Genomic DNA, 20,386 nt, shown 5'->3' with positions numbered 1-20,386 from the left:
TTTGTCGCAGGGCGGGCCGGGCGACCATCCGGCCGTCGACGATTACGCCTCCCGATTCCGCCCGAACCCTATCGACATGACGCGTCGCCCGATTCGATCCACGCCGCCGCTCGCCATGCGGGTCTTGCCCGACACGCCAGCGTCGCCGCCCACGCCCGTTCGCTGGCGCCTGCGCCGCGATGCGCAATCGATCGCCTTCACCGTGGCCGGCGCCGCGCGCGGCCATCCGGTCGTCGTGCTGCACGGCGGCCCCGGCAGCGGCAGCCAGGCCGGCATCCTGCGGCTGTTCGACCTCACCCGCGTGCGCGTCGTGCTCGTCGACCAGCGCGGCGCGGGCGCGTCGACACCGCGCGGCGGCACGCGTCACAACGACACCGCGCGGCTGATCGCGGATCTCGAGGCGGTGCGCGAACAGCTCGGCGTGACACGCTGGGGCGTCGTCGGCGGATCGTGGGGCGCCGCGCTCGCACTCGCGTATGCGGGCACGCATCCGGAACGGGTGACGGGCGTCGTGCTGCGCGGCCTGTTCCTGACGTCGCGACGCGAAGTCCGCGGGCTCTTCATGACGTCCCGCACGCGTGCCCCGCGCGAATGGCGGCGCCTCAATGCAGCGGCCGGGGGTGGCCGGCCGGATCGCCTGCTGTCGCGCTGCGCGCAGCGATTGCGCCACGGCGCGAGCGCGGCCCGGCAGCGCGCGGTGGCGCTCGCGTGGCACGCATACGAAAGCGCGATCCTCGCATCGGCACGCACGCGCCGCTCGCCCATGCGCGCGATCCGTTCGAACGAGACCGTCCGCCGGCTGATTGACAAATACCGGATCCAGGCGCACTACCTGCAACACGATTGCTGGCTCGGCGAGCGCCGCGTGCTCGCGCTCGCGCGACGGGCCGCATGGGCCCACGTGCCGCTGTTCGCCGCGCACGGGATACACGATCCCGTTTGCCCGGTCGGCAACGTCGAGCGCCTCGCGCGAGCCGTGCCCGAAGCGCGAATCGAATGCGTGAAGGCCGGGCATCTGACAAGCGACCCGGCGCTGGCGCGCAGCATCGCACGCGCGGTGAACGCAATGTTCGCGACAACGCCGTTCACGTGACGGCCCGCGCGCGTTGGTGCCATGACGCGGCGACACGCTCAATCCCACGCATAACGCGCGCCGACCCACGCGCCGCGCGGTGCGCCCGGCCCGACGAACGGTTCGTTCACCGGGTTGGCGCCGTCAAACGTGTGGTTCGGTCCGTTGAAGAAATTCTGGCCGAGTACGCCGAAGCTCGCGTAGCGCTTGTCGAGCAGGTTCGTCACGCTCGCGAACACCTCGAACCGCTTCGTGACCCGGTAACGCATGTCGAGATCGACGAGCACGTAGCCCGCGATCCTGCCGTTCACGTCGCCGTTGTTCTCGTCGCCGCGCGCGTACACGCCGCTGCGCCACGTGACGTTCGTGCCGATGTCCCATGCAGGCGTTGCCGCGTAGTCCAGCCGCAGCTTCACCGTATGCGCGGGAATGCCGGGGATGCGGTCGCCCGGCTTGACCGTCACGTTGCCGTTCGCGTCGGCCGCCGAATTCGCCGGGCTGTGTTCCGTCCACGACGAACGGTAGGTCGCATCGACATGGCTGTACGACAGCCCGACACCGAGCGGGCCGAGCCGCGTGCGGCCGGCGAGCTCGATACCCTGCCGCCGCGTATCGCCGACGTTGCGGAAATAGCCCTGCGCGCTGGCCGGGCTGCTGATGAACTGGATGTCATCGGTCAATGTCGTGCGATAGGCCGCGGCGCTCCAGGTCGTCGCGGCGCCGATGCGGCCGCGCACGCCGGCCTCGAACGTCCTCGAGATCACGGGTTTGAGCGCCGGGTCGGCGATGAAGTCGTTCGGCAGCGAACACGGCGCCGCCGGGTCCGCGCACGCGAGTTCGATCGCGGTCGGCGAACGCATGCCTTCGTTGTACGTCGCATACGCGGTAAAACCCGGAACCGGGTTCCAGTTGAGTCCGACCGCCGGGTTGAAGCGCGAGAACACGTGGTTGCCGTCGAGCAGCGGCTGCACGCCGCTCTCGTCGCCGATCTGCGCTTTCGACCAGTCGTAACGGCCCGACAGCGTAAGCGTCCAGTGCGGCGTCAGCGACAGCGCGTCGCTCAGGTACACGCCGAAATTCGTGTTGCGCGTCTTGGCGCGGGTCTGCTGCACGAAATCGCCGATGCCGAGCGCTGCGCGCGCATCGGTGAAAGCCGCGTCCTGCGACGACGCGACGTAGCTCGAGTTCGCGATATCGGCCGAGACGCCCGCGACGAGCCGGTTCGCCATCCCGCCGAGCTTGCCGAGCAGCGTGAACTGCACGCTGCCGCCGTAGCTGTCGGTGACGATCGTCGATTGCGCGTTGCTGCCCTGCACCGTGTCGACCGTGCCGTCCTCGTCCACCGATCCGTAATCCGTATTGTTGTTGCTGCTCGTGTTCGTGTTGCGCAGGTGCCGGTAGTACGCGTTGCCGCTCAATTCGGCGTTTTCGCCGAAGAAGCGGTCGCCCGACAGCGTCAGGTAGCCGGCGCTGTTGCGGTTCCGGTCCGGATACGTATACGCCTGCTTGCGGTTGTCGAGGAACGAGCGCGGGATCGTCTGGGAGCCGGACAGCGTGTTGTCCGCGCCGCCCGCCGCGATCGACAGCGTCGTGTCCGCGTCGGTGTAGCGCAGCTTGCCGAACGCCTGCCGTACGCGGCTCGCGTTATGGTCGGTCCAGCCGCCGTCGTTCGCGACGTTCGCGGTCGCGTAGTAGTCGAGGTTCGGGCCGATCGTGCCGCCCTGCTCGACGCTGGCGCTCTTGCGGCCCCACGCACCGCCCGACACCTCCGCTTCGCCGCCCGGGTTCGACCTGCCGTCCTTCGTCGTGATCGCGAGCGCACCGCCGAGCGTGTTGAGCCCGTACACCGGGTTGGAGCCCGGAATCAATTGCACGCGGTCGATCGCCTGCATGGGCAGGATGTCCCAGTTCACGACGTCGCCGAACGGCTCGTTTACGCGCACGCCGTCGATGAACACCGACAACCCCTGCGGCGTGCCGAGCAATGGCGACGCGGTGAAGCCACGATAGTTGACGTCCGTCTGATACGGGTTGCCCTGCGCATCCGAGATCGTCACGCTCGGCAGGTTCGCCGCGAAGAAATCGGCGAGCGTCGCACGATGCTGCGCGTCGAGTTCCGCCGCACGCACCGTCTGCACGTTCGCCGGCACCTTCGACAGCGGCGTGCCGATCCCGAGCAGCGGCGTGGTGCCGACGACGACCACCGCGGGCAGCACGACGTCCGGCTCGACCGCGGCCCCGTCCGCCTGCGGCTGCGCGCACACGCTGCCGGCCGGCAAGCCGACCAGCGCGAGCGCGCCGAGGGCCGTGCCGACGCATCGCGCACGCCGGCCGCGCCGCATCGCGGCGTCGCGCGCGGCGGCCTTTGGTCTCCTGATCATCTACGTTGTCTCCGCATTCATGTTCCGCCGGCGCGTGCGATGCATCGCGCGGCGACGGGTTGTCGCGAAGCCGGCGTGCGAGAACCGTGCCAGCGCCGCGAGCACGCGTGGCGCGCGCTGCGCCGCACATCGCGTCGGTACCCGATGTGGGCGACCGACTCGCCGCTGTTGCGCGGGCTGCGCCACCTGTCATGTTTGGCAACACTTCGCGCGCGACGGTGTACCTGAATGCAACACCTGCGTCGACGCGATGGCGCGAACCGCCCGTGCGTGCTTCCCCTGCGATACGCCGGTATGCCGCGTCATACCGGCATGCGACACCGATGGCATGCGACTTGCGTAACGGACAGTGCACTCGGCCCGGAAACCCCAACCGTGCCGGCGCGACGAATCGTTCGCGGCGGTGCGACCACAATGACTCAGGAGACAACCATGAAGAAACTCTCGGCTTCAGCGAGCCGGCTGGCGACGATCGGCATCGCGGCGGCGGCGGCCGTCGCGCTGAACCCCGGCCTCGTCGAAGCGGCCGCGGACTACCCGGCCGTGACCTACCAGCGCCTGACCGATGCGCACGGCGATCCGGGCTGGCTGACCTACTACCGCACCTACGACGGCCGCTCGCACTCGCCGCTCAAGCAGATCGACACGTCGAACGCGAAGGATCTCAAGCAGGTGTGGGCGTACAAGTTCCCCGCCGACCTGAAGCAGGGCTTCGAGGCCACGCCGATCGTCAACGGCAACTATTTGTTCGTGACGACGCCGAAGGACAACGTCTACGCGTTCGATGCGAAGACCGGCAAGCAGCTGTGGAAATACGAGCCGAAGCTCGGCGCGGCCTCGTTCAAGACCGCGTGCTGCGACGTAGTGAACCGCGGCGTCGCGCTGTACGGCAAGAACGTCTATATCGCGATGCTGAACGGCGAAGTCGCGGCGCTCGACGCGCAGACCGGCAATCTCGTGTGGAAGAAGCAGATGTTCGAGCCGGGCCTCGGCTACGCGTTCTCGCTCGCGCCGCTCGCGATCGACGGCGCGATCGTCGTCGGCACGTCCGGCGGCGAATACGGCATTCGCGGCTACATCGCCGCGCTGAATCCGGAGGACGGCTCACAGGTCTGGAAACGCTACACGATCCCCGCCGCCGGCGAAAAGGGCGCGGAAACCTGGCCCGACGGCATGCAAAGCCACGGCGGCGGCGCCGCGTGGCTCACCGGCACGTACGACGCCGCGTCCCGCACGCTGTACTGGGGCGTCGGCAACCCCGGCCCGTGGCTCGCCGCGCTGCGCCCCGGCGACAACCTGTATTCCGACTCGCTGCTCGCGCTCGATGCGAAGAGCGGCAATCTGAAGTGGCACTACCAGTACACGAACAACGACACGTGGGACTACGACGGCGTGAACGCGGCCGTCCTCGCGGACATCAAGTACAAGGGCAAGGACTACGACGCGATCATCCACGCGGACCGCAACGGCTTCTTCCATGCGATCGACCGCACAACCGGCAAGCTGATCTATGCGACGCCGTTCGTGAAGGCGCTGTCGGTCACCGGCTACACGGCCGACGGCAAGCCGATCCAGGACGCATCGAAGTTCCCGAAGGCCGGCACGACGATCGAGACGTGCCCGAGCTTCCTCGGCGGCAAGAACTGGTGGTCGATCTCGTACGACCAGGAACGCAACATCGCGGTCGTGCCCGCGCTGCATGCGTGCATGAGCCTGACCGGCAAGTCGGTCAGCTACATGGAAGGCCTGCCGTATCTCGGCGAAGGCTTCGAGATCAAGCCCGAACCGGGCAGCGAAGGCTACGGCGAACTGACGGCCATCGACGTGAACACCGGCAAGAAGCTGTGGAGCCACTGGTCGAAGAAGCCGTGGAACGGCGGCGTCGCGACCACGGCGAGCGGCCTCGCGTTCAGCGGCTCGCTCGACGGCCACCTGTACGCGTTCGACACGGCGACCGGCAAGGTGCTGTGGGAAAGCCCGCAACTGGCGAGCGGCATCATTTCCCAACCGTCGGTGTATGAAGTCGACGGCAAGGAATATGTCGCCGTGCTCGCCGGCTATGGCGGCGCGAACCCGATCTGGGGCGGCCCGATGGCCGACATCGCGAAGGACGTTCCGCGCGGCGGCACGCTGTACGTGTTCGCGCTGAACTGAACACGCGCCACGCCCGAGTCGCGCCCGCATGCGCCCGATGCGGGCGCGACGTCCCACCTGCTTCAACCGGACATACGATCATGAATACTCGCCTCACTTCCGTTACCGTCGCCAGTCTGCTCGCCGTGGGCGTGGCGCTGACACCGGCAGCCGCGTCGGCCGGCGTGCGCGTCTGCACGCTGCCCGGCAGCCCGACCACCGCGCTCGACCGCTCCGTTGCGCGCGAAGTGTTCCGCGCCGCGGGCATCGCCGCGACCTTCAACAAACACGGCGTGGACGACAACGGCGACGACGACGGCATCTCCGCCAGCGAGCTGACGAAATCGCTCGAACGCGACTGCGACGTGATCGCCGGCTTCCCGCGTTCGGCGATCGCCGATGCGTCGGGATCCAGGATGACGTTCTCGCAGGGCTATCTGCGCTCCGGCTACGTCAGCGTGTCGCTGCGCGACGCGCCAGCACCGACCGGCGCCAAGGAAACGATCGCGGCCACGTACGGCAGCCCGTCGCAACTGATCGCCGCGCAGCAGACGAACGCCCGCTTCGACCTCGAGAACACGAGCGAGAAAACGATCGGCGCGCTCGCCGCGGGCCGTGCGCAGCGCGCGATCGTCTGGTATCCGAGCGTCGTCGCGTACGAGCGAGCCCATCCGAAACAACGGTTCCAGGTCGCGGCGACGTCGTCGCCGTACTCCGACTGGCAACTGTCGTTCGCGTTCGGGCCGGGCAAGGACGCGCTGCAAAAGCGCATCGACGCCACGCTGTCGCAGATGAGCGGCAACGGTCGTCTCGCGTCGCTCACGCGCGGCTGGACGCTGCCCGACGACATCGCGCAAGCCGCCACACGCGTGCCCGGCCGGTTTCTCGACGGCGCGCTCGCGTCCGCACAGCGGCCGGCAAGGAGCGGCTTCATCAAGGTGTCGACGAGCGAAGGCGGCGGCGTCCCGTCGTTCGATCAGGCGCAGGTGCAGCACGGCAAGAAGCTCTACGGCGACGCGTGCGCGAAATGCCACGGCGATCAGCTCGAGGGCAATACCGCGCCCGCGCTGAGCGGAGAATCGTTCGCGCCCGAGGGCAAGTCGCATATCACGGTCGGCGGCATCTTCCTGTACATGTCGAGCAACATGCCCGCCGATCGCCCCGGCAAGATGACCGCACAGGAGTACGAGGATCTGATGGCGTTCCTGCTTTACTCGAACGGCTACGACGCGTCGAAGAGCAAGCTGACCGCCGAGATCGCCAACGCATCGAAGGCGCCGCTCATCGCCGGACCGCGCAAGTAATCCGCCCGCCCACCTTCGTTTCGATCGACCGCCGCGCCGGGCAGTTTGCCCGGCGCGCGAACCGGACTTTTTCTTTTCATTTCATTCAGGACCCCATCATGATCTCCCGTCACCGCAGAACCTTCTTCGTTCAGGCCGCCGGCCTGTGCGCCGCGCTCGCGGCCGGCCCCCGTGCATTCGCGGCGGCCCCGCCCGTCGACGAAAACGATGCGACGGCGAAGACGCTCGGCTACCGCGCCAAGGCGGCCGCCGTCGACGCAGGCAAGTTCCCGAAGTATCAGGCTGGCCAGACGTGTTCGAACTGCCGCTTCTACAAGGCTGCCGCGGGCGAATCCTTCGGTACGTGCCCGATGTTCGCGGGCAAGACGGTTGCCGCCGAAGGCTGGTGCAACGTCTATGCAAAGCTCGCCTGACGCCGGGCCCGCTCGCGAGCGCGACGGCGCGTCGCGTCGCGGCGCGGCCGATCGCGCCGCGCATCTGCATGCGCTGATCGCGCTGGGCATCGATCGCGGCTACGTGACGCACGGTGAAATCGCCGACGCGCTGCCCGACGATGCGGCCGACGGCGCGGATTTCGACGCGGCGGCGTCGATGCTGCGCGAGTTCGGCATCGACGTACGCGAGCATGCCGGCGCGCGCACCGCGTGGACGCTCGACGGCCATTTTGCGCAGGTGACGGAAGTCGCGTCGACGCTGGCCGACGCGTCGACGCCGCTCGCGGCCGACGACCTGCTCGCGGGCCGGACCAACGACCCGGTCCGGCTCTATCTGCGGGAAATGAGCGCGACGCCGTTGCTCGAACGCGACGAGGAAATCGCGCTCGCGCTTCGTCTGGAAAGCGGCCGCGCCGCATGCGTCGACGCATTGAGCCGCGATCCGGCGGCACTCGCCGTCGTCGCGGCGATCGCGGACGACGTCCGCGCCGGCAAGGTAGCGGCGTCGGCTTACGTGACGGGGTTCGCCGGTGAAGCCGAGCCGCCCGCGAATGCGGCGACGACGTCGTCCGACGAGCCGGTCATGGCGCCGCCCGCGCCCGACGACGACGCCGGTCTTTCCCTCGACAGCCCGGCGTGGCGCGATACGGTCGTCGGGGCGCTCGAGCGTGCCGGTGCGTTGGCATCGGCGATGCAGCACGCATTGCAAGCGGACGGTTTCGAGTCGACGACTTACCGCGCGCTGCTGCGCGACGCTGCCGCGTTGACCGGCAGCACCCGCTTCACCTCGCGCGCGATCGAACGCATCGGACAGGCGAACCGCGAGCGCGCGACGCGAGCGCGCACGTTCGAAAAACGGCTCGTCGACACGCTGGCCGCCGCGGGCATACGCGTCGAATCCACGCGCCACGATCTATTCACGCGGTGCGACGACGTACGCGCTTGGCTACACGCATACAGCGCCGCGCACCCCGATTGCGCGACCGCCCTCGCCCGCCACGCGCCGGCGTTGATCGACGCGCGCACCGCGCTCGCTCGCCTGGCCGCCGAGTCTCCGCTGCCGCTCGACATCGCGATTGCGCTCGATGCGCGGCTCTCGCGTATCGAGCGTGCGATGCAACCCGCGAGAACGAAGCTGTTCCAGAGCAATCTACGGCTCGTCGTGTCGGTCGCCAAGCGCTATGCCGATCGCGGCCTGCCGTTCCCCGATCTGATCCAGGAAGGCAATATCGGCCTGATGAAGGCCGTCGATCGCTACGACCACCGGCGCGGCTTCAAATTCTCGACGTATGCGACATGGTGGATCCGGCAGGCGATCACGCATGCGCTCGCCGATCTGGGGCGCACGATACGCGTACCCGCGCATACGGTCGATACGCTCAACAAGCTGTCGCGGCTCGCGCGAATCCACCGGCAACGGACTGGTGACGTCGCCGACGCGCGGGTGCTCTCCACGCAGATGCGGCTGCCGGTCGACAAGGTGCGCGAGCTGATGAGCATCGTGCGCGAGCCGATCTCCGCCGATTTGCCGGTTTCGCCCGATCACGATCTGACGCTGTGCGACGTCACGATCGACCCCGACGCGCCGACGCCCGAAGAAGCGGCGAGCGCCGGTCAGTTGCGCACGGCGGTCGCCGAGCTGATCGACCGCCTCCCCGCACGCGAAGCGTGGATTCTCCGGCTGAGGTACGGGATCGATGTCGACAACGAGTATTCGCTGCGCGAGATCGGCCGGCAACTGAACCTGTCGGCCGAGCGCGTCCGCCAGCTCGAGGTAGCGGCGCTCGAACGCATCCGGCAATTCCGGCACGCGCCGGCGCTGCGTTCACTGCTCGCCTGACACAGCCATGCCGGGGCGACCGCCTGCCGGCTCGCCCATCCACTGCTCAGGACTGCAACACGACCTGCTGCATTTCTGAACGCCGCGCCGCCTCGCGCCGTCATTCGCAACACCGCAGGGCCGGTCGGATCGGGCGCCACCCGCCCGACTGCTGCGGTTTTCGCCGCAGTCGCGCCCCGGTCGCGCAACTGGCATGCATGTTGCGTTTTCCCGAGCGCAGCAGGAATCACACGAACGCATGGAGACACGCTTGTCCAAGATCGAATCGGTTCTTCACGAAACCCGTCAGTTCGCGCCGCCCGCGGCGCTCGAGAAGACGGCGACCATTTCCGGCATGCCGGCCTATCGCGCGCTCGTCGCCGAGGCCGAGCAGGATTACGAAGGCTTCTGGGCGCGTCTGGCGCGCGAAGGCCTCACGTGGCACAAGCCGTTCACCAAGGTGCTCGACGAGCGTAACGCGCCGTTCTACACATGGTTCGACGACGGCGAGCTCAACGCGTCGTACAACTGCCTCGACCGTCACGTCGAAGCCGGCCACGGCGAGCGCGTCGCGGTGATCTTCGAGGCCGACGACGGCACCGTCACCCGCGTCACCTATGCCGATCTCCTCGCACGCGTGTCGCGCTTCGCCAATGCGCTGAAGAAACGCGGGATCGGCAAGGGCGATCGCGTCGTCATCTATATCCCGATGTCGATCGAAGGCATCGTCGCGATGCAGGCCTGCGCGCGCATCGGCGCGACGCACTCGGTCGTGTTCGGCGGCTTCTCCGCGAAATCGCTCAACGAGCGGCTCGTCGACGTCGGCGCCGTGGCACTCATCACCGCCGACGAACAGGCGCGCGGCGGCAAGACGCTGCCGCTCAAGAGCATCGCCGACGAGGCGATCGCGCTGGGCGGCTGCGAAGCCGTCAAGAGCGTGATCGTCTATCGCCGCACCGGCGGCAAGATCGACTGGCACGCGGGCCGCGACCTGTGGATGCACGAGCTGACCGACGGCGAATCCGACCGCTGCGAGCCGACCTGGGTCGGCGCCGAGCATCCGCTGTTCATCCTGTATACGTCGGGCTCGACCGGCAAGCCGAAGGGCGTGCAGCACAGCACGGGCGGCTACCTGCTGTGGGCCGCGCAGACGATGAAGTGGACCTTCGACTGGAAACCCGACGACGTGTTCTGGTGCACGGCCGACATCGGCTGGGTCACCGGCCACACGTACATCACGTACGGGCCGCTCGCGTGCGGCGGCACGCAGGTCGTGTTCGAGGGCGTGCCGACGTATCCGGACGCCGGGCGCTTCTGGAAGATGATCGGCGACCACAAGGTGACCGTGTTCTACACCGCGCCGACCGCGATCCGTTCGCTGATCAAGGCGGCCGAAGCCGACGACAAGGTTCATCCGAAGAGCTATGACCTGTCGAGCCTGCGCATCATCGGCACGGTCGGCGAGCCGATCAATCCGGAAGCGTGGATGTGGTACCACAAGCACGTCGGCCACGAGCGCTGCCCGATCGTCGATACGTGGTGGCAGACCGAAACCGGCGGCCACATGATCACGCCGCTGCCGGGTGCGACGCCGACCGTACCGGGTTCGTGCACGCTGCCGTTGCCGGGCATCATGGCCGCGGTGGTCGACGAGACGGGCCAGGACGTGCCGAACGGGCAAGGCGGGATTCTGGTCGTCAAGCGCCCGTGGCCCGCGATGATCCGCACGATCTGGGGCGACCCGGAGCGCTTCAAGAAGAGTTATTACCCGGAAGAACTCGGCGGCACGCTCTATCTGGCTGGCGACGGCACCGTGCGCGACAAGGAGACCGGCTACTTCACGATCATGGGCCGGATCGACGACGTGCTGAACGTGTCGGGCCACCGGCTCGGCACGATGGAGATCGAATCGGCGCTGGTGTCGCACGAACTCGTGGCGGAGGCGGCGGTGGTCGGCCGCCCGGACGACACGACGGGCGAGGCGGTCGTGGCGTTCGTGGTGCTGAAGCGTTCGCGCCCGGAAGGCGACGAAGCGGCGGCGCTCGCGAAGGCGCTGCGCGACTGGGTCGGCAAGCAGATCGGGCCGATCGCGAAGCCGAAGGACATCCGCTTCGGCGACAACCTGCCGAAGACGCGCTCGGGCAAGATCATGCGGCGCCTCTTGCGCTCGCTCGCGAAGGGCGAGGCGATCACGCAGGATACGTCCACGCTCGAGAATCCGGCCATCCTCGAGCAGTTGAACCGCTCGATGTGACATCGCCCGCCACGGCGGGCGTATCGCTTCAACGCGGCGCCGCGGCACGGCCGCGATCCCGTTTCCCACGCCGGGCTCGCGGCCGCCTTCGCGCCGGCGACAGGCATCGCCGTGCGTTCCCCGACGGCACGGCATGCAGGCGGCTCGCATCGCTTTCGCCGCCTTTTCAATTAGTCGTACGTATTACAACACTCACAAAACGGAGACATACGATGAGAAGCAGGACATGGATGATTTGCGCGGCGCTTTTCGGCGCGGCCGCCAGCACGAGCAGTTTCGCGCAGAGCAGCGTCACGCTGTACGGCGACCTCGACGCCGCGTTGCTCTATACGAGTCGATCGCTCGATTCGGCAACCGGCGGCAACGCCGGACGTCAATTCGCGCTGACCGACACGGGCATGACCCCGACCAACTTCGGCATCACGGGTACCGAGGATCTCGGCGGCGGGCTGCACGCGAAATTCAAGCTGGAGAGCGGCTTCAACATCACGGACGGCGCGTTCGGCCATTCGAACGGCAACTTCTTCGGCCGCCAGGCGTGGGTCGGGCTCGACGGCGGCTTCGGCGAAACGAAGGTCGGCCTGCAGTTCTCGCCATTCGTGCTCGCGATACTCGGATCGGATCCGCGCAACGTCTCGCACTTCGGCGCCGCGCTGGTGCCGTACGTCGACAACGTACTCGTCACGGGCCTCTTCAACCCGAACGCGATTTCGTACACGAGCCCGACGATCGCCGGGCTGACGGCCAGCGCGATGTTCGGCTTCGGCGGCAAGGCCGGCGACTTCCAGGCGGGACGCCAGTATTCCGGCAGCCTTACCTATACGAACGGCGGCTTCATGCTCAACGCGGCGCTCTACGACGGCAACGGCGGCACGTCCCCGACGCCGGTGCCGAGCACGGTCGCGTTCGTCGGCCGCACGATCGGCGCCGCCTACACGTTCGGGCCGGTGACCGGCAAGGCGTCGTTTACGAGCTACAAGGTCGCGGGCTCGTTCAGCAACAACGTATACAGCGCCGGCCTCGACTATCGCGTCACGCCGGCGCTCGACCTGAACACCGGCGCGTGGTACACGACCGACCGCAACGATTCGCACAATCATTCGCTGCTTGCCGCGATCGGCGCCGACTACAGCCTGTCGAAGCGCACGGGCCTGTATGCGCAGGTCGGCGTCGTCAACAACCACGGCGCGATGAACACGGGCCTCGGCATCACGGGCGGCGCGTTGTATGGGTTGCCCGGCACGACGGTCGGCGTCAACGCCGGCATCCACCACGTGTTCTGACGCAACGCGTGTACACGGGCGGCCGCCGCGCGCCGCCCGTTCGGCGCCGGATCTCGGCGCGGCCGCGACGGCAACGCGGCGCAAACGCGTGCTGGGCGGCGCCGGCCCGGCCGTCCCGCATGCCGATCTCGATGTTTACCCGGCCTCAAGTCCGCGGCCGTGCTGCCGTCAAGTCAGGAACGCACGCCCAAATCCGCCGGGAGCCCGGCGCGCATGCCTCAAGGAGACCCACCAACGTGAACTTCTTCGGAATCGGCCGCGGCCGCCGTTCGTCGCGCGCGCTCGTCGGCGACATCGCCGAGCAGGCAGGCCGGCTCGGCATCGAGATCTGCGACGTATCGGGCCACGTCGAGGAAGTCGCGGCCCGCGTCGCGCGGCAGGCGGAGGTCTGCCACACGCTGCGCGAATCGGCCGCCCTCACGCTGCGCGGCAACCACCGGATCGCCGAGGCCGCGCAGCAGGTGCGCGACGTCAGCGCCAACGCATCGAACGCGGTCCGACAGTCGCAGCAGACGATCGAGGCGTCGCTCGCCGACATTCACGGCCTCGTCGAGGGCGTCACCACGATCAGCGACCAGATGGGCGCGCTGCGCGACGCGCTCGATCACGTGCGGGCCGTCTCCGAGGAGATCTCGGTGATCGCCCGACAGACTCACCTGCTCGCGCTGAACGCCGCGATCGAGGCCGCGCGCGCCGGCGAATCCGGCCGCAGCTTCGCGGTCGTCGCGGCCGAGGTCAAGAACCTGTCCGCGAAGACCGGGCAGGCCACGGCCCAGATCGAGACGACGCTCGCGCGGCTCGCCGAGCAGACCGAGCACCTGCTCGCGGAAGGCACCGACAACGCCGCCCGCGCGCACCGCGTGCGCGAGGGCACCCGCACGATCGGCGAGGTCGTGCACGCAACCGGGCACGCGATCACCGAGCTCGCGGGCGAGGCCGAACAGATCGCATCGCTGACGGACGAGATCGAGGCGCAGTGCCACCGTCTCGACGAGCAGGTGGGCGAGATGGCGTCCGGCGTCGAGAACTCGGCCGACAATTTCTCGCAGGCCAAGGACCGGCTCGGCAACCTGCTCTCCGTTTCCGAAACGCTGATCGAGCTCACGGCCGCGACCGGCATCGAATCGCCCGACACGCGCCTGATCGACACCGCGCGGAGCACGGCCGCCGCGATCAGCAAGCTCTTCGAGGACGCGGTCGGCCGCGGCGATATCGCGCTCGACGCGCTCTTCGACACGCACTACGAACCGATTCCGGGTACCGACCCGCAGCAGTTCATGACGCGCTTCACGGCGTTCACCGATCGCGTGCTGCCGGCCATCCAGGAACCGGTGCTCGATCTCGACGAACGGATCGTCTACTGCGCGAGTTTCGACCGGCAGTGCTACCTGCCGACCCACAACCGGAAGTTCTCGCTGCCGCAGCGCGCGGACGCCGCCTGGAACGCGGCGAACTCACGGAATCGCCGGATCTACACGGACCGGACGGCGCGCATGTCCGTGTCGCACGACAAGCCGTTCCTGTTGCAGACCTATCGGCGCGACATGGGCAACGGCCAGTTCGCGCTGATGAAGGACGTGTCCGCGCCGATCGTCGTCGGCGGACGGCCATGGGGCGTCCTGCGGATCGGCTACAGCGTCTGAACCGGCGCGGGCGGGCCGACGCGCTGCGCGACGAGTAGCCGCGAGCGGCTCGATTGGCGCGGCGTTACGCGATCTCGTGGAAACCGACGCTGTTGCCTCCGCCCGGCGCGTAGGCGGCGAGCACGTCGAAGCCGACGTTGACGAGTTCCGCGCGCATCCCGTAGGACTTCTTGCCGGATGAGTCGACGAAGATCGCCGCGCCCGACGACAACTGGCGCGCGGTATTCAGCAGCGCGAGCGTGCCGCGCGCGGTGCCGGCCGACGGCTCGATCTGCAGCGTCGTGCCGTCCTGCGTGGTGAAGTGTCCGCCCGGCGGCACGGGCGGCGGATTGTCCGCGACCGACCGGTTGAGCAGGCTCATGAAATGAAAGCGCGCATCGGCGCCCTGACTGGCCACCGCGCGCTCGCTGTCCGCGAACGTGTCGCCGCGCACGGCCGCGCGTTGCGCGGCGATATCGACCGCCTGCTCGTGAAAATCGCGGGTCGCGAGCACGAGGCCGGCGTTCGCGTTCAGCGTCGATTCGACCCACGCGCGATCGCCGTCGGTCAGCGTCTTCGATACGATCTTGATCCGGCCGTCGTCGGTCACGAAGTCGAATGGCGCGTCGGCCAGATCGGGGCGCTTCGCGACGATGTCCTGCAGGCTCGTCGCGAGCGCGTCGGTGACGCCGCGCAGCTTCATCGTCAGGTCGCTCACCATCGACAACTGTTTCGCCAGCGCCGCCTGCATCGCCTGCGGATCGACTGCCCGAACGTCGATCGGCTCGTCTGGCGACGCGCCGGACGCGGTCGTGTCCGATGTCTGGCGCCCGTCGAGCACCGCCTGCGCCATTTGCGCGAGCGACAGGTCGCCCGCCGCCGTGACTGGAATCGTCATTGCCCTCTCTCTCGTTTTCAGCCTGTTTTTTGCTGTTTACGGACGGATTCCATGGAAGTTGAGGTCGCCGGCCGCACGCATACCGAAACTTTGTTTGACTTAAGCTAAAAAAGTTTGACACGCGCATTTCACTGAGATAACTTTTGCGCAAGCTTCCGGAAAGCAATCCCGGCCAACAGCGTGCCGGCTCGCGTCGCGCTTTCCTGCCGTTGCAGCACCGCCGTTCGCAACATTTCCGCCTCTTCGCATCGTGCCGTTCCGTTTCATCCGAAACCTGAAGGGAGCTCGGGCATGCCCCTGTTTGATTCGCACTCCTGCTTTCGCATCGAACCGCCGCACTGACGCATTCCGCTCGGGGCGATGCGCTCGCCTCGACGCCAGCCGGATGCGCGCCGCCTGACGCACGCCGGCATCGGGCGAGATCCCCTTCCGTCTCGCCCGCCGTTTTTGATGGTGCAGTTCCGCTTCATCCGATGCAGTACCCGGCCAGGCCGCAGGGGGCATATCGCGAGCCGACCGGTTCCACACAATCACAAGAGACGAGGTCGCTGCAATGAACATTCATCGAACCGAAGTACGGCGCGCATGGCTGCCCGCGCTCGTGGCGGCCGCGACGCTCGCCGCGTGCGGCGGCGACGACGGCGGCAGCGTGGCGGGCGTGTCAGCGCTCGCACAGGGCCAACAGGAGGGGGCCGCCGCCGCGGCCGATCAGTCCAATACGCAATCGCTCGCGTCGCGCTTTTCGCCGTCCGGCGTGCCGTACGCGAATCCGGCGAGCGGCGGACGCTACAAGCCGGTGATCAGCAACGGCCAGGTGCAGCCGTCGCTGTCCGGCGGCACGATCGAAGAGAACGCGTGGGTCGACACGCCGGTCGATTCCGACGGCGACGGCACGCGCGACCGCATCCACGTGCGGATCGTGCGGCCGGCCGAGACCGCGAACGGCGCGCGCACGCCGGTCATCGTGCTCGCAAGCCCGTATTACGCGGGGCTCGCCGACAGCCCCAACCACGACGTCGACGTCGAACTCGACGGCACGCCGCATCCGGCCGCGACCGCCGGCGCCGCGGCATCGGCGTCCACGCGCATCCTGGCCGCCGCACCGCAAACCCGGATGCTGCAGCAAGTCGAGGCGGCGGCCGCCGGCCGCTCGTGGATCGAGAGCTACTTCGTGCCGCGCGGCTTCACGATCGTCTATGCGGATTCGCTCGGCACCGCCGGCTCGGACGGCTGCCCGACGATCCTCACGCGCGACGAATCGGTCGCGATGGCGTCGGTGATCCGCTGGCTCGGCCGCGACGCGACCGCGAAGGACGCGAACGGCAAGACGGTCGTCGCGAACTGGTCGACCGGCCACGTCGGCATGTACGGCGTGTCGTACGACGGCACGCTGCCGAAGATGGTCGCGAGCCTGCGCACGCGCGGGCTCGACGCGATCGTGCCGGTCGCCGGACTGTCGAACATGTACGGCTACTACCGCTCGGGCGGCCTCGTGCGCGCGCCGGAAGGCTATCAGGGCGAGGATGTCGACGTGTACATCAAGGCGCTGCTGACGAACGCGCATCCGGAGCGCTGCACGCACCTGATCGACGAAGCGCTGCAGCAGGAAGACCGCAAGACCGGCGACTATTCGCCGTTCTGGGCCGCGCGCGACATTCCGACCGCGTTCGCGGTCGCGCCGGCGCTCGTCGCGCAGGGGCTGACCGACGACAACGTGCGCGTCGACCAGTCGACGTCGTGGTATCTGGCGATGCGGCGCCAGAGCGTGCCGACCCAGCTGTGGCTGCATCGACTGAAGCACACCGATCCGACCCGCGTGCCGGGGATGGCCGATGCGTGGACCGCCGAGGTGAACCGCTGGTTCACGCGCTACCTGATCGGCTACGACAACGGCGTCGAGCAGGATCCGCGCGCGGTGATCGCTCAGGCCGACGGCTCGCTGCTGAAGGAGGCCGACTGGGCCGCGCGTCGCGCCACGCCGGTCACGTACTTCGCCGGCGGCGACGGCGCGACCACCGGCACGCTGCTGCGGCAGCCGACCGGCGGCCCGCTCGCGCGCTTCACCGACGATGCGCGCATTCCCGCGCTGACGCTGGCGAACACGGCGACCGGCGAAAACCGCAGCCGCTTCGAGACGGCCCCGCTGACGGCCGCGGCACGCCTGTCCGGCACGGCGACCGCGCGCGTCAGGCTGACCTTCACGGGCGTGGCGAACGTGACGGCGCTGCTGGTCGACCGCGCGCCGGACGGCACGGCGACGATCGTCACGCGCGCATGGACCGACCCGCGCAACCGGCTGTCCGAGTGGGTGTCGCAGCCCGTGCTGCCCGGCATGCCGTACGACCTGAAGCTGACGTTCATGCCGCGCGACTACAAGCTGGAAGCCGGCCACCGGCTGGGGCTCGTGGTCCTCTCCAGCGACTATGAGGCGACGCTTCGGCCGACGCCGGGCACGGGGCTGACGCTCGATCCGGCCGGCACGTCGGTGACGGTGCCGCTCGCGGCTTCCTGAGCCGCGGCAGCACGCGGTACCCCTTCGACACGATCCGGGATGCCGGTACCTCCGCATCCCGGATCGTTTCCCATCGTCCGGCTCGATTTTCTGTTTCTTTAAAAAGGCCGCCCCGTCGGAATGATCATTCCGCATTTCGTGAATCAAGCGATTCTTTAAATCGGAAAATGAAACAGCATTCTGTCGCTTGACATCGAAACCCGATCGACTAGATTGGGAATTCAATAATCCGGAAATTCGTAACCGGTTGCCCTCGGGGATTCCCTTTGCCTGTATGCCGTTTCCAGCCCGACCGGCGGCCGCCGAGTCGCGGCCCACGGTAATCGCTCGTCTTTTTTGAATCGGGTGCCGCTGATTTTGTGTCCTGGTCGAGGAAAGGGAATGTCGTCCGCTTCGATCATGCAACCGTAATTCAGTAGCAACCGCGCTCGCCGGACACGGAAGTCCGGCTATCCCGTGCATGACGTCGTACCCCCACCTCGGAGAATGGCTATGAGCAATATCGGCACGGACACCGCCGTCGGATCGGGATCGCCATTGAATGGCCGGACCGTCAAGCCGTTCGCTTCGATACGGGGCCGGGAACGAAACGATTACGAGTCGCGGGTCGCACTGGCTTACCAGGACGACCCGGAAAGCTGGAGCAGCGTGATCGGCGATCGCCTCTGGTTCCAGTTCGGTATCTATGACCCGGCCCGATCGCCGGAGCCGATCGGCCTCGACGAATCCGGCCTCCGGTATTTCGAGCGGCAACTCGAGCTCGCCGGCCTGGACAGGCCCGGCCGCCAGCCCGTCGACCGGATACTCGATATCGGGTGCGGCTGGGGAACGGTGCTGCGGGATCTGTCCGAGCGGTTTCCCGACTGTCATCGCCTGGACGGCATCAACATCAGCGAACGCCAGCTCGAATACTGCGCCGAAGTCAATGCCGCGCGAGCCTTGTCGGACCGCATCAACCTGTTCCGGTGCAATGCGCTCGATATCGATTTGCTGCCGGATTTCGGCCAGCCCTACGACCTTGCGATCATGCGCGGGGTGATTTCCCACTTCCCCTACGACCTTTTCGAAATCGTGATGGCCAAATTGCGGCAACGGCTGTCCGCGAACGGAACGGTCATCGTTTCGGACAACCTGTATAACGTCGACCTGCAGGAATACCGGTCCGATACGCCCGATCTGGTCGACAGGCTGGCATGCAAGTATCGCAAGACGCCCGCGTACCTGCGCCAGGTGTTCGAGCAGAGCGGCTTTGTCGTCCACGACATGAGAATCCTGCCGGACCGGATGGACGCGACGCGCTGGCTGCTGAGCGTGCAGGAGAACATCGAGCGTCATTTTCCGCGCGGTGCGGTCGGCGCGCTGGAAGAACTCCGCGTGATGTGCGAGAGCCTGGCCGTCGCCATCGTGAAGCGCCAGGTTTCCATCTACAGCTTCGTGCTCAGGCGCGATCGCTGAAGGCCGCGCTTTCCGGCCCCCGACCTTGAGCCCGAGAATCCGCCATGAAAGAGATTCCCAACTTCGTTCGCGATCTCCCTGGCCTGCCGAAGCCGGGGGAAAAAATCTTCCACCCGGACTTCCATCTGCAATTGAAGCCCATGTGGCATCCGCGCCACGACGAGGCGGAACGCCGAATCGCGCTCACCGACAGCCCGTACATCCTCGCGTACTACGGCAGCCAGAAGGCGGTCGAACATTATCTGGCGCAAAGCATGCCGTCATTCGGCGGCCTGTGCTACCCGCACACGCGAGACGACCGGATCTACGATCTGGAACGGATGATGAGCATCACCACGCTGATCGACGACACCATCACCAACCCCGACATGCTGGACCAGGCGCACAGGCGCGCGACGTTGCGGCAGCATTACTTCGACGCGATCGCCGGCGTGCGCCCGCCGGACAGCGCCCCGATCGCGCAGTTGCTGTACGAGGGGCTGCTGCCCGTCAAGGCACAGTTGGCGTCGAAGCCCCGCGTCTGGCAACGGCTGGAGGAATCGCTGCGTACCTTGATCGTCAGGCAGACGGATCCGTTGGCCTTGAAGATGGACGAGCTCACGTTCGACGCCTATCTGGAGATGCGGCGCATCGACAATTACGGGGAATGGGCAGCCATCATGACGGAATACGCGATCGACGTGGACATGACCGACCACCTGGCCGCCGACCGGTCGCTGGCGGAAATGAGAACGGCCGCCATCGATTCGATCACGCTGGTCAACGACCCGTATTCATTCCGGAAAGAGATTCATATCGCCGATTCGGTCAATTCCGTCTGGCTGCTGATGTACCGCGACGGCCTGACGCTCCAGGACGCGCTGAACAAGCTGGCCACGCTGGTTGCCGAGAACGAACGCAACCTGATCGCCGCGCGCGACCGCGTCCTCGCCGGCCCGCTCGGAGACGACGCGGATGTGCGCGCCTACGTGACCGAACTCGAGCATCTGGCGTCCGGCAATGCCGAATTTCACGCGATCAGCACGCGTTACCACGGCAGGGATTTCAAAGGAAAACGGTTCATTTCGGGCGAGGTGACCATTGGGCCGCTACCGTCCACCGATGAAGTGGCGGCCGCGGATCTGGCGGGCGGCCGCCCCGCAAGCTGATTCGATCGATGACGGAGCCGGGTTCGGTTCACGAGGGCCTGCAAGGCGTGCAAGCGGTCCGAACCACGCCG

The 20,386-nt window shown here is 67.6% G+C and carries 13 protein-coding genes; 11 read left to right on the top strand and 2 right to left on the bottom strand.

The window, feature by feature from the left end; genetic code table 11:
- Positions 1-76: 76 nt before the first annotated feature.
- Positions 77-1,093 carry an alpha/beta fold hydrolase gene (locus WS64_RS28260; protein WP_060968398.1) on the top strand — a complete coding sequence of 339 codons (1,017 nt, stop codon included), beginning with the start codon at positions 77-79 and terminating at the stop codon, positions 1,091-1,093.
- A gap of 38 nt (positions 1,094-1,131) precedes the next feature.
- Here WS64_RS28260 and WS64_RS28255 read toward each other — a convergent pair whose 3' ends face one another.
- A complete protein-coding gene (locus WS64_RS28255; protein WP_060968397.1) occupies positions 1,132-3,453 on the bottom strand; it encodes a TonB-dependent receptor in 2,322 nt (773 codons plus the stop codon).
- Positions 3,454-3,885: 432 nt separating this feature from the next.
- On the opposite strand from WS64_RS28255, the gene WS64_RS28250 reads away from it, so the two are divergent.
- The 7 genes from WS64_RS28250 to WS64_RS28220 all read left to right on the top strand — a co-directional run bounded on the left by WS64_RS28250 (position 3,886) and on the right by WS64_RS28220 (position 14,323).
- Entirely contained in the window at positions 3,886-5,607 is a 1,722-nt protein-coding gene (locus WS64_RS28250) for a methanol/ethanol family PQQ-dependent dehydrogenase (RefSeq protein WP_059583265.1), read from the top strand.
- Between the two features lie 80 nt (positions 5,608-5,687).
- Positions 5,688-6,890 carry a c-type cytochrome gene (locus WS64_RS28245; RefSeq protein WP_060968396.1) on the top strand — a complete coding sequence of 401 codons (1,203 nt, stop codon included), beginning with the start codon at positions 5,688-5,690 and terminating at the stop codon, positions 6,888-6,890.
- Between the two features lie 98 nt (positions 6,891-6,988).
- Positions 6,989-7,303: a high-potential iron-sulfur protein gene (locus WS64_RS28240; RefSeq protein ID WP_059583268.1), complete on the top strand. Its 315-nt coding sequence runs from the start codon at positions 6,989-6,991 to the stop codon at positions 7,301-7,303.
- Positions 7,287-9,164: a sigma-70 family RNA polymerase sigma factor gene (locus tag WS64_RS28235; RefSeq protein ID WP_060968395.1), complete on the top strand. Its 1,878-nt coding sequence runs from the start codon at positions 7,287-7,289 to the stop codon at positions 9,162-9,164. The genes WS64_RS28240 and WS64_RS28235 overlap by 17 nt, the downstream gene beginning before the upstream one ends.
- A 250-nt stretch (positions 9,165-9,414) precedes the next feature.
- A complete protein-coding gene (gene acs / locus WS64_RS28230; protein WP_060968616.1) occupies positions 9,415-11,397 on the top strand; it encodes an acetate--CoA ligase in 1,983 nt (660 codons plus the stop codon).
- A 212-nt stretch (positions 11,398-11,609) separates the two neighbouring features.
- Positions 11,610-12,680 carry a porin gene (locus WS64_RS28225; protein WP_060968394.1) on the top strand — a complete coding sequence of 357 codons (1,071 nt, stop codon included), beginning with the start codon at positions 11,610-11,612 and terminating at the stop codon, positions 12,678-12,680.
- A 236-nt stretch (positions 12,681-12,916) separates the two neighbouring features.
- On the top strand, positions 12,917-14,323 hold the full coding sequence (locus WS64_RS28220; RefSeq protein ID WP_059575353.1) for a methyl-accepting chemotaxis protein: 1,407 nt from the start codon (positions 12,917-12,919) through the stop codon (positions 14,321-14,323).
- A gap of 64 nt (positions 14,324-14,387) precedes the next feature.
- On the opposite strand, the gene WS64_RS28215 is transcribed toward WS64_RS28220, so the two are convergent.
- Positions 14,388-15,200, bottom strand: coding sequence for a hypothetical protein (locus tag WS64_RS28215; protein ID WP_060968393.1), 813 nt, complete (start codon positions 15,198-15,200; stop codon positions 14,388-14,390).
- Between the two features lie 553 nt (positions 15,201-15,753).
- On the opposite strand from WS64_RS28215, the gene WS64_RS28210 reads away from it, so the two are divergent.
- The 3 genes from WS64_RS28210 (at position 15,754) to WS64_RS28200 (ending at position 20,315) form a co-directional block, all read left to right on the top strand.
- Positions 15,754-17,712 (top strand): Xaa-Pro dipeptidyl-peptidase, encoded by a 1,959-nt coding sequence (locus WS64_RS28210; RefSeq protein ID WP_060968392.1) that lies wholly within the window; start codon positions 15,754-15,756, stop codon positions 17,710-17,712.
- Positions 17,713-18,204: 492 nt separating this feature from the next.
- The gene (locus WS64_RS28205) at positions 18,205-19,167 is read left to right on the top strand and encodes an SAM-dependent methyltransferase (RefSeq protein ID WP_060968391.1); all 963 of its coding nucleotides are present in this window, start codon (positions 18,205-18,207) and stop codon (positions 19,165-19,167) included.
- 44 nt (positions 19,168-19,211) lie between these two features.
- Complete coding sequence (locus WS64_RS28200; protein ID WP_155720491.1) at positions 19,212-20,315, top strand: terpene synthase family protein; 1,104 nt, start codon at positions 19,212-19,214, stop codon at positions 20,313-20,315.
- Positions 20,316-20,386 lie beyond the last annotated feature (71 nt).

The sequence above is a fragment of the Burkholderia anthina genome, from assembly GCF_001547525.1.
Classification (GTDB): Bacteria; Pseudomonadota; Gammaproteobacteria; order Burkholderiales; family Burkholderiaceae; genus Burkholderia; species Burkholderia semiarida.
This window is presented reverse-complemented; position numbering and strand designations above follow the sequence as displayed.